The organism is Acinetobacter sp. HY1485, assembly GCF_027568475.1.
Lineage (GTDB): Bacteria > Pseudomonadota > Gammaproteobacteria > Pseudomonadales > Moraxellaceae > Acinetobacter.
In genome coordinates, this window is the sequence record NZ_JANKZG010000019.1 from 1 (window position 1) to 11,382 (window position 11,382).

General features: G+C 36.3%; 5 protein-coding genes. 2 read left to right on the forward strand and 3 right to left on the reverse strand.

Annotated elements, in window-relative coordinates:
• Positions 1–46 precede the first annotated feature (46 nt).
• The 3 genes from PCI70_RS11910 to PCI70_RS11920 are packed head-to-tail and all read right to left on the reverse strand — an operon-like array spanning position 47 to position 4,923.
• The gene (locus tag PCI70_RS11910) at positions 47–1,315 is read right to left on the reverse strand and encodes a TolC family protein (RefSeq protein ID WP_269915560.1); all 1,269 of its coding nucleotides are present in this window, start codon (positions 1,313–1,315) and stop codon (positions 47–49) included.
• Between the two features lie 2 nt (positions 1,316–1,317).
• A complete protein-coding gene (locus PCI70_RS11915; RefSeq protein ID WP_269915561.1) occupies positions 1,318–2,766 on the reverse strand; it encodes an HlyD family type I secretion periplasmic adaptor subunit in 1,449 nt (482 codons plus the stop codon).
• Between the two features lie 9 nt (positions 2,767–2,775).
• Positions 2,776–4,923 carry a type I secretion system permease/ATPase gene (locus PCI70_RS11920; protein WP_269915562.1) on the reverse strand — a complete coding sequence of 716 codons (2,148 nt, stop codon included), beginning with the start codon at positions 4,921–4,923 and terminating at the stop codon, positions 2,776–2,778.
• A 257-nt stretch (positions 4,924–5,180) separates the two neighbouring features.
• Between PCI70_RS11920 and PCI70_RS11925 the strand changes: the two genes are divergently transcribed.
• Both PCI70_RS11925 and PCI70_RS11930 read left to right on the forward strand, forming a co-directional pair.
• Entirely contained in the window at positions 5,181–5,912 is a 732-nt protein-coding gene (locus tag PCI70_RS11925) for a hypothetical protein (RefSeq protein WP_269915563.1), read from the forward strand.
• Positions 5,913–5,930: 18 nt separating this feature from the next.
• A partial coding sequence (locus PCI70_RS11930; RefSeq protein ID WP_269915564.1) for a calcium-binding protein occupies positions 5,931–11,382 on the forward strand: 5,452 nt, incomplete at its 3' end.

Genomic DNA, 11,382 nt, shown 5'->3' on the forward strand with positions numbered 1-11,382 from the left:
ATTAATATCAAATCTTAAAAGGTAACAGTGCAACCTAAATCAGATATTAGACTTCCTGTGCTTTAATCATTTGATTACAGAGTTGCATTAAATTTATTTCTGCTTGTAAAAATTGATATTTTGCTTGGGTTAATTTTAGTTTTGATTCATACAATTCTTTTTCAGCGCGTATACGATCAACATTACTCAGTAGCCCATATTGTTGTCCTAAAGTACTTGAACGTACTTTTACTTGATTTGTTTCTACTAGCTTTGCTAAAGCTTTTATTCTGGCTTTGCCAGTTTCGACTTTCGCAAAATTTTCTGCTGTACTTAGTTTAACTTTTTCCTTAAGAACTTTAAGTTCCGCTTGTTCTGAAGCTAACTTAGCACGTGCTTGGCGAATGAGGGCATTGGTCTCACCACCAGAAAACAAGGGTAAATTGACATTTATACCTATATATCCTGCTTGTGTATCATAATTTTGTACAGAATCACTGCTATAACTATTAGGGTTTTTATTATAACCTGTTGAAACTTCGACTGTTGGATAATGATTTGCTTGAGTAGCCTTTAATTCTTGTTCTGCACGTGCAATAGCTTGATTTTGTAAATTGAGTTCCAGATTATTTTCTTGGACTTGATGATGCCATTCTTCAATCGATAGATTAGGTAGCTGAATACCCTCTACTGGTAACTGCTCAACACTAGCTGAGTCTAGATGCGTGTAAATTTCTAATTGAACATTTGCTTGAACAAGTTGAGCGGTTATTTCGATCTCATCTGCAAGAGCCGACTCATACCCTGATTGTGCTTCTTGAACATCAACAATAGAAACAACACCTTTTTTAAATTGTGCCTCTGCTTGTTGTTTTTGGATTAAGAAAGCGTCTTTTGCTTTTTGTGATGAAGCTAAAGATTCTTGTGCAATAAGTACATTAAAGTAAGCCTCACTGACTTTAAGTAAAAGCTGTTGTCTACTTAAATCAAATTGCTGTTGTGCAGCTAAACCTGCAATTTGGCTCTCTTTATATTTATACCATTTATTTAAATTAAAAATGGTTTGAGATGCTGAAATCCGCCAACTTTGGCTTGTACGATCTAATAGACTTGGCTGTGTTTGTCTTTGCTTTTGGTAAGATGCACTACTAACTACTTGAGGTAACAAAGTTGCTCTTGCAATTGGGATTTGCTCTTGATTGGCAATTAAGTCATAACGATTTTTTTCTAACTCACTTGCATTGTTTTCAGCAGCCTTCCAAGCCTCTTGTAAGTTGAATGCGTGGGTCATGCTAGAAGATAAAGTAACCGCTAACATTAAAGATTGGATTTTCATTATTAGCGTTCTCTTAGGCTTTCATCGACTTTTGTTTGTAAAGGACTTAATAAATACGAAATAACACGACGTTTACCTGTTTTTATTTCTGCTGAGACATTCATGCCAGCATCTAAGCGAATCTGCTTTCCATCAACATTTAACGTATCTTGGTCTAAAGTGATGATTGCACTATAAACTAAGCCTAAGTCTTTATTTTCTACTGCATCGAAACTCACACTTTTGACTTTACCTGTCAAATAGCCATAGCGTGTATAGGGAAAAGATTCAATTTTAATAACAGCTTCTTGTCCTGCGTGTACAAAACCAATATCTTTGTTGGGTACAACCGCTTCAACTTCAAGCTGATCTTTTTGAGGTACAACTACCATGATAGGTTGAGCAGCCGTTACAACACCCCCTAAGGTATGTATAGCAAGTTGCTGTACAGTTCCATCCACAGGCGATTTAATTTCCATTAATGCTTTACGCTGTTGACTTTTAAGCACTTCTGCAGTTAATTGTGGAATCTGCTCGTTTGCTTGACGGAGCTGATCAAGCGTATCTCTTTTCAATGTCTGCGTATTTAAGGTCGTTTCATCTTCTGCCTGATGAATAGATTGTCTAATTTGCTCAGCATTACTCACTTGGCTTCCAAGATCATTTTTAGATTGAATGTATTTGCTTTCTTGTTCTAATAAGTTATGTTTTGCAAGATAATTTTGATTAACCAATTCTTGATAATCTTGCGTTCGTTGTGCTTCTATGGTTGTCATAGATTTTAACTTACTGATTTGTGCTTGTGTCGAACTTAACTCAGCAAGATGTTGTTGTTTAACAGAGATTAACTGTAATTTTTTTGTTGCCCACGCCTCATACTGATTACTCAATAGGTTTTGTGCTTCTAATAAATTATCAGAGGAGATTTGTCCCAAAATAACAAGTTGCTCAGCATCTTTTTTCATAAAAGTATGAATATCTTGTAACATATTTTTATCTAAACTTGTCAGTAATGTTTCTGAGCGCCACTTTATTATATACGCTGCTTTTAAGGCATCTATTGCTCTCGTGTAATCGGTTTCTGAACCGATACCTGCAAGTTGAATTAATACATCGCCTTTTTTGACTGTCTGCCCATCATGAACATTAATTTTTTCTACAACTGCAGTTTCTAATGGTTGGATCGTTTTACTTCGTCCACCTAAGCTTGTTTTTCCTTGAGCTGTTGCCACGATATCTAATTTACCAATGAGTGCCCAGCACAAAGTTAACAATGCAAAAAGCATGATTAAGCGTGCTGTCCATTTTGGTGCAGCAGATAGTGGTGTTTCTGTGAGTTCTAGATGGGCAGGTAAAAACTCTCGCTCATCTTTTTCACGTTTGGGTGGATCAAGTTGGTCACGTACCTCCCAAACTTGTTTCCAAATTCGAATATATTTATTAAAGAAATCTTGAATGGCTTGCTTATACATAACAAATACCTAAGATGATTGAAGATCAAATAGGTATTTGTAATACCCTTGTTTTTGTAGTAATTCTTGATGTGAACCTTGCTCTACAATTTGCCCCTTATCCATTGCAATAATACGGTTGCATCCTCTTACAGTAGATAAACGATGTGCAATGATAATAACGGTACGTCCTTTACAAATTGCACGCATATTTTTCATAATTGCATGCTCAGATTCATAATCAAGTGCACTCGTTGCCTCATCTAAAATTAAAATTCTAGGATTAACAACTAAAGCGCGTGCAATCGCAATGCGTTGACGTTGTCCACCTGATAAGCCTGAACCTTGTTCGCCAACTGTTGTGTCATACCCTTCGGGTAATTCAGAGATAAAATCATGGGCACCAGCAAGTTTGGCAGCATGGATGACACGCTCTAATGACATGCCCGGATCACTTAATGCAATATTTTCGCGAATACTCCGATTCATTAAAATGTTTTCTTGCAAGACCACACCAATTTGACGACGTAACCATGCAGGATCAGCAAGCGCTAAATCATTTCCATCAATAAGTACTCGACCACGTTCTGGAACATAAAGGCGTTGAACAAGTCGAGTAATGGTGCTTTTTCCAGAGCCAGAGCGTCCAACTAAACCAATGACTTCGCCCGCACGGATTGCTAAAGAGTATTCTCTTAAAACTTCGGGTGTCTCTGGGCGATAGCGAAAAGAAACACGTTCAAATTCAATATTTCCCTGAATTTCAGGAAGTGCCATTCGACTGGTTGGGTTTTCTGTAGGGGTATTTAAAATATCACCCAACCGTGCAACCGAAATTCCAACTTGTTGAAAATCTTGCCACAGTTGTGCAAGGCGAATTACAGGTGCAGCGACTTGTCCTGCAAGCATATTGAAGGCAATGAGCTGACCAACCGTTAGATCGCCTGAAATAACCAACTTTGCGCCAAACCAGAGTGTTGCAACAGTGACAAGTTTTTGAATGAGCTGAACGCCTTGTTGCCCCAAAGTTGCTAACTTGGTTACACGGAAACCAGCAGCAACATAAGCGGCAAGCTGTTGATCCCATCGTCTTGTCATTTGTGGTTCAACAGCCATAGATTTAATGGTACTGATAGTACTCACGGATTCCACTAAGAACGATTGACTATCAGCATTACGTGCAAACTTTTCATTTAAACGAGAACGTAATACAGGGCTGATTCCTGCAGATAGGAGTGCATATAATGGCAAAGAAATAACAACGATAAGTGTTAACCAACCACTGTAATACCACATGACTGCAAGAAAAATAAAAGAAAAACAAAAGTCTAAAACTGAGGTAAGCGCTTGCCCTGTTAAAAAGTTGCGAATTTGCTCCAATTCACGTACGCGTGCAACAGTATCACCGACGCGTCGTGTTTCAAAATAACTAATGGGTAAGCTCAATAGATGTCGAAATAAACGTGCTCCAAGTTCTACATCAATACGGCTTGTGGTATGAGCAAAAATATAGGTGCGTAATCCACCTAACGTAACTTCGAATAAAGTCACCACTAAAAAAGCAACTGCAATGACATCAAGTGTAGAAAAACCTCGATGGACAAGCACTTTATCCATCACCACCTGAAAAAATAATGGTGTAATGAGTGCAAACAGTTGCAAAATTACCGAAACAAAGAGCACTTCTAAAAAGATTTTACGATATTTGATGACCGCAGGAATAAACCATGTGAAATCAAATTTGGCTAAATTACCAAGAACTGATGCTCTTGAGGTAACTAAAATCAGTTGCCCTGAATATTTTTGTTTAAAGTCTGCTTTGCTCAGTAATACCGCACGATTTTGTTGTAAATCTTGAATTAAAAATTGATCACCATCTACTTTTGCTAAAAGGTAGTGTTGTCCATCATTTTGCCAAACGAGCGCAGGTAAATTTGTTAAATGTAAACGTTCTAATTTTTGGTGGGTAACACGTGCTTTTAAACCAAGGTCTTTGGCAGCCAATAGCCAAGATGTTTGGTCTATTTCTATGCTTTGTTGGCAATAGCGGTGTTGAATATCTGCCATATTTGCAGCGATACCGTGGTATTTAGCCAATATCATTAACCCAACTAAACCAAAGTCTCGTTTTGAAGCCTCTATTTCTTGAGGAGGTTGTGGTTGTTTTTGAGAATCCATATTAAATTTATTTTAGTTAGCAATGATTGCTAAATATCAATGTTAAAATTGCAAGCATTAGAGCTTAAAAGTATTTTTTTGTAAATATATAGAGCAACTTTACGTCATAATTTAAATAAAGATAGAGTTAAAAAAAGACGTCATATTCATAATGATAGAGATAAGGAGGTATTTGAGCTCAAAACTGATTTGTAGGTTTCATTCTGCTATTAATAATTTATTTAAAAGCAATTTTTTAATAAAAACTGGAGTATAAAATGTCATCAATGGTTTGGTTTAGCCCCATTTATTCATCTAAAGCACAAGAAACTCGACAATGGTTTGGCACTAGCTTTAAAGGTATTGTCGATTATCCTGAATATAAAATATTAAGAGAAAAGTATCCAAAAACTATTACTGAGCAACAACGTTATGATCAAATTCTTGATGAAAAAATTTTATTTAATGATCATTACTTAGATTTTAAATCGATTCCTTTAGAAAATGCACCGACCATGATTTATGGCGAGGGCTTAAGCAAAAAAACGCTTGAGCTTCTTCCTGGTTTTTTCAACACTTTAGACAGTTTAGTGGTTACCCAAGAATGCCGTGAGCTCCTCATACAGTTTAATTTGGGGGAGCATATTCAATTTTTTCCGGTATCACTTTACGATTTAGAAAAAGATGAATTGGCAAATAATGAAACCTATTATGTGCTCAATATTGCAGATTGGCGTTCTTTTTTAGCACCTGATCTTTGTGAAGGAAAACTAAGAAAATTTCAAATCTTAAAGGCAGGGTATCAACCTTATCGTTTAAGTGCAGGAGATGAATTTGATCATGCGATTGCACTGTTTGACGACGCAACCAAGTGTGACTTAGATCTATGGCATGATCCTGCTTTAGTTAGGTCATTATTTATGTCTAACCGTCTTAAGTTGGCATTAGAAAAAGCTGGATTTTTAGAAAACTTTCATATTCTTGCTACTAAAATCATTCATAAACAATAACAAAGAGAGATTCTTGAGATGACAACTATCCCACAAACATTTGATTCTACATTTGAAATTCATCATATTTTACCTACCAGTCTTTTCAATAACAAAGAGTTTGGTGACAAGCTAGAAAAAGCCCTAGGAGATAGAGCACAACTCCAATCAGGTAATAATCGAATAGCGATGTTTACGACACAAACATCTGCCGATATGTTTAAAGATCTACAAAGTAAAACGCCTGAGTTGCGAAATATTGAAGTGGCAGGTACATGGCATTGGGGGCTAACTCAAGGGGGACATACAGGATATACCAACGCTGTTCAAGATCGCTTAGAACAGATTTTTGCTGAAGATTCAAAACTAGACCCAAAACAGCAGCGTCTTGCTGTTATCGATTTACAAGCGACACTTAAGCAAATGTTGATTGATGGAACAGTTGATATTTATGGAGCTGATTCAAAGAAAAATGTAGAAGATTATTTAAAGAAAAATGCCATTAGCAATGAAGAAATAATAAAAAACTCGTCAGACTCAGAAAAAGTATTAGCTCATTCTGAGCGCTATAATTTAGCCGATAAAAGATGGAGTCAATATGAGGAGGTTAATAAAAATTCTCCTGAGTTGCTTAAAGATACTATAGATTTAAAAAAAGATCCTAATTCTGGAATTCAAAGAGGTGATAACACGAATTTCAGACAAAATTTCAAGCAAGAGTTTAACGATGCTTTCTTTGAAATGGAAAAAAATGGTCATTTTAAATCAGCCACTGATCAAATGGTTGAGGATTGGAAAAAAAGTAAAACAAATGGGATGAGCCAACGTACTTTTGATCATGCGATGAATGCACAATTCTATGAAAAAAATCTGATTAGCGAGCCTCCTTCTGATGCTGTTAAGCTTCGTAAAATGCTTCCGACTGATGAAGTTGGAGGAAAATCTTCTATTGGCGTTGAACCGATCGGTGAGGGTTCATCTGGAACAAGAACTGTCGGTGAAGGTTCATCTGAAACAAGAGCGGTCGGTGAAGGTTCATCTGAAACAAGAGCGGTTGGTGAAGGTTCATCTGAAACAAGATCGGTTAGTGAAGGTTCATCTGAAACAAGAGCGGTCGGTGAAGGTTCATCTGAAACAAGAGCGGTTGGTGAAGGTTCATCTGAAACAAGATCGGTTAGTGAAGGTTCATCTGAAACAAGAGCGGTTGGTGAAGGTTCATCTGAAACAAGAGCGGTCGGTGAAGGTTCATCTGAAACAAGAGCGGTCGGTGAAGGTTCATCTGAAACAAGAGCGGTTGGTGAAGGTTCATCTGAAACAAGATCGGTTAGTGAAGGTTCATCTGGAACAAGATCGGTTAGTGAAGGTTCATCTGGAACAAGATCGGTTGGTGAAGGTTTATCTGGTACAGGATCTTCTACCAACTATGAACAGCATGTTAGTGCTGATGGCACATTAACTATGGATAGGGCAAGTTATCGTGGCTTCGCAGATGTAATTAATCAATTTAGGAACTATTCTTTTGATGGAACAAAAGTAGGTGAAGTTACAAAATATCTTAATAGTGGTGCATTTGGTGCAGGAGTTATAGGGGTAACATTTGTTAATGATATCTTTGATGGTTTGGCCCATGGAGTTGATACGGGTGATTGGTCTAAATTTAATGCTCAAGCCAAAAAATCTGGTAAAGAACTCGTCATAGGTACTGCAGCTTTTATGGCTGGTATGGAGTTTACTTCTGCAGCAGCGGTGTTTTTTGCAACTCCTGTATTAGGTGAACTTGCACTTATAGGAGCAGCAGCTTTTCTTGCTTATCAAGGAGGTAAAGCTCTTGGAGAACTTGCAGGAAAACTTTATAAGTTTTACCAGACCCATGACCTTATTATTCCTAAAGGTATTTCAAATTGGTTTAACAATCTTAAAGATAAATTTTTTCTTCCCTTTTTTGATTTACCAAATGAAATAAAAGCCTTTAAAGATGCTGGAAAATTATCAAGTCCTTTGATATTAGATTTAGACCACAGTGGAAAAATTGAAACAACCTCTTTAGAGTATGGTACTTATTTTAATTTAAATAATGAGGAACAAAAAGAAAAAACAGCTTGGGTGGGTAAAGAAGATGGATTACTTGTTTTAGATAAGAATTTTGACGATAAAATTGATACAGGGAATGAATTATTTGGTAATTACACAGTTAATAATTCAGGTGAAAGAGCTAATAACGGCTTTGATGCACTTAATATTTATGATGTAAATCACGACAGTAAAATTGATAGTAACGATACTATTTATCAGAAATTACAAGTTTGGCAAGATAAAAATGGAAACGGTACTGTTGAGTTAGGAGAGCTTTCGTCGTTATCTGATTTAGGTATAACGAGTATTAATACAGATTATTCCAATACATACAATATAGATGACAACGGTAATGCTCATAACCAAAAAAGTAGTTTTACATGGAAAAATGGTAAAAATGGGATAATTGAAGATGTTTGGTTTCAGACCGACGTAATGCAGTCGCTCGATGAAACTCCAGATGATTCAAACTTTTCAGAAGAAATAAAAAATTTACCAGACTTACAACAACTAGGGAATATGGAGCGGTTACATGTTTCCATGGCAAATGATAAAACAGGTCATTTAACAAATTTAGTCAAAGAATTTACAACTACAAGCTCTATAGCTCAAAAAGAACAACTAATTGATGACATTATTTATCAATGGGCAGGTGTGAGTGATATTCGAACGAACTCGATTGCTAACTTTAAAGACCATGATGATCGCTTGGTTCTAACACTTGAAAAACTTATGGGTGAAAAATTAATTCGTTCTTGGGGAAATGTGAGCGGGCCAGATCAAGTTAATGCATTAGAAAAGATATGGACAGATGTAAGAACGAAAATATTTAGTGAATTACAGCTGAGTTCACAGTTGAATAATATCACACCTTATATTAACTTCGAAGTTCTGAATAATAAATTACAACTTAATACGACTGCGCTATATGAACATTTAAAGACACTACCTGATGTTGAATCAGCATCAATTGCTTTTACGATTAAAAATGGAATGAATCAAGGAAGTAGCATTTATCAACAATTACAAATGAATGCAAAAAATTCAAATGATCAAACGAAGTTTCAGCAATTACTACTGAATCATGCACATTTATATATATCAAATGATCAGCAGGATATTAGAATATTTAGTGATAATGAAATACAGTCAACACTCTTAAAAAAATATAAAATTTACTCATTTGAAGGGAATCCTGGAGAAATTTTCGATGGGAATTCACAAACAAGTATATTAATAGGTAATTCAGGCAATGATCTTTACTTGTTTAGTAAAGGCCATGGTCAGGACACAATCTATGACTATGAAGGTCAAAACCTGATTCAATTTACGAATGTGAAAGCAAGTGAAGTGACGTTTAGTAAAGATAATGATGATTTAATATTATCGGGTTATAACGGCACAGATTCCGTTCGTCTTCAATACTTCTTTTCGTCAAGTGATTACCAAGGTGAATCATTTATTTTTAATGATCAGACTATTGATGCCAAAGATGTGTTTGACATGACATTTACCTTTAATGGAACGTCAGGCAATGACTATATGTCTACTTGGAGTGGTAAAAGTATTGTAAATGCAGGCGATGGTAACGATACCGTTACTGCCTCTGATAAAGACGACTCCTTAGATGGTGGTACCGGTAACGATACGTTAAATGGTGGTGCGGGCAATGATACGTACATCTTTAGTAAAGGCCATGGTCAAGATACGGTTTATGATTATCAAGGTCAAAACCTAGTTCAATTTACTGATATTAAAGCAAGTGAAGTGACGTTTAGTAAAGATAATAGTGACTTAATTTTATCGGGTTATAACGGCACAGATTCCGTTCGTCTTCAATACTTCTTTTCGTCAAGTGATTACCAAGGTGAATCATTTATTTTTAATGATCAGACTATTGATGCCAAAGATGTGTTTGACATGACATTTACCGTTAATGGGACATCAGGCAATGATATGCTCAAGGGTGGAGCAGGCAATGATCTTTACTTGTTTAGTAAAGGCCATGGTCAAGACACAATCTATGACTATGAAGGTCAAAACCTGATTCAATTTACGGACGTGAAAGCGAGTGAAGTCACCTTTAGTAAAGATAATAATGATTTAATATTATCGGGTTATAACGGCACAGATTCAGTTCGTATTCAATACTTTTTCTCATTAAGTAGTTACCAGGGTGAATCATTTATTTTCAATGATCAGACTATTGATGCCAAAGATGTGTTTGACATGACATTTACCGTTAATGGGACATCAGGCAATGATATGCTCAAGGGTGGAGCAGGCAATGATCTTTACTTGTTTAGTAAAGGCCATGGTCAAGATACAATCTATGACTATGAAGGTCAAAACCTGATTCAATTTACGGACGTGAAAGCGAGTGAAGTCACCTTTAGTAAAGATAATGATGATTTAATATTATCGGGTTATAACGGGAGCGATTCCGTTCGTGTTCAATACTTCTTCTCGTCAAGTGATTATCAGGGTGAATCATTTATTTTTAATGATCAGACCATTGGTGCTAAAGACGTGTTCGACATGACATTTGTCTTTAATGGGACATCAGGCAATGGCTATATGTCGACATGGATTGGCAAAAGTATTGTTAATGCAGGTGGTGGTGACGATACAGTTTATACCTCTGATAAAGATGACTACTTAGATGGCGGAGCAGATAACGATACACTGAATGCAGGTGGTGGTAACGACATCTTAGTTGGTGGTACAGGCAATGATACGCTCAATGGTGGAGCAGGCAATGACACCTACTTGTTTAGTAAAGGACATGGTCAGGACACAATCTATGACTATGAAGGTCAAAACCTGATTCAATTTACGGACGTGAAAGCGAGTGAAGTCACCTTTAGTAAAGATAATGATGATTTAATATTATCGGGTTATAACGGGAGCGATTCCGTTCGTGTTCAATACTTCTTCTCGTCAAGTGATTATCAAGGTGAATCATTTATTTTTAATGATCAGACTCTTAGTTTTGCAAATATATTTGACATGACATTAACTTTTAATGGCACATTAGTAGATGACTATTTAACAACATGGAATAGTAAAAATATCGTTTATGCTCAAGATGGTAATGATACTGTATATACAGAAGAACAAGATGACATTGTTTACGGTGGTAAAGGTAATGATAACTTGTACACCAACGCAGGTAATGACATTTTAAGTGGAGATGAAGGTGACGATCACCTAGATGGTAACATTGGCAACGATACGTATTTATTTAGTCGGGGCCATGGTAACGATACTATCGTAGACTTTGATACTCATGAAAATACAGACCAAATTAAATTGAGCGATGTAGCATCAACAGAGGTTTCATTTACGCAAGACGGGTCTGATTTAGTACTAGATGGGTATGAGTCAGGTGATTCTATTCGTGTTCAAGACTTTTTCT

Excerpts from the sequence above, each read along its gene's own strand:
- PCI70_RS11915 (WP_269915561.1), bottom strand. The coding sequence starts at position 2,766 with ATGTATAAGCAAGCCATTCAAGATTTCTTTAATAAATATATTCGAATT.
- PCI70_RS11910 (WP_269915560.1), bottom strand. The coding sequence starts at position 1,315 with ATGAAAATCCAATCTTTAATGTTAGCGGTTACTTTATCTTCTAGCATG.
- PCI70_RS11925 (WP_269915563.1), top strand. The coding sequence starts at position 5,181 with ATGTCATCAATGGTTTGGTTTAGCCCCATTTATTCATCTAAAGCACAA.
- PCI70_RS11920 (WP_269915562.1), bottom strand. The coding sequence starts at position 4,923 with ATGGATTCTCAAAAACAACCACAACCTCCTCAAGAAATAGAGGCTTCA.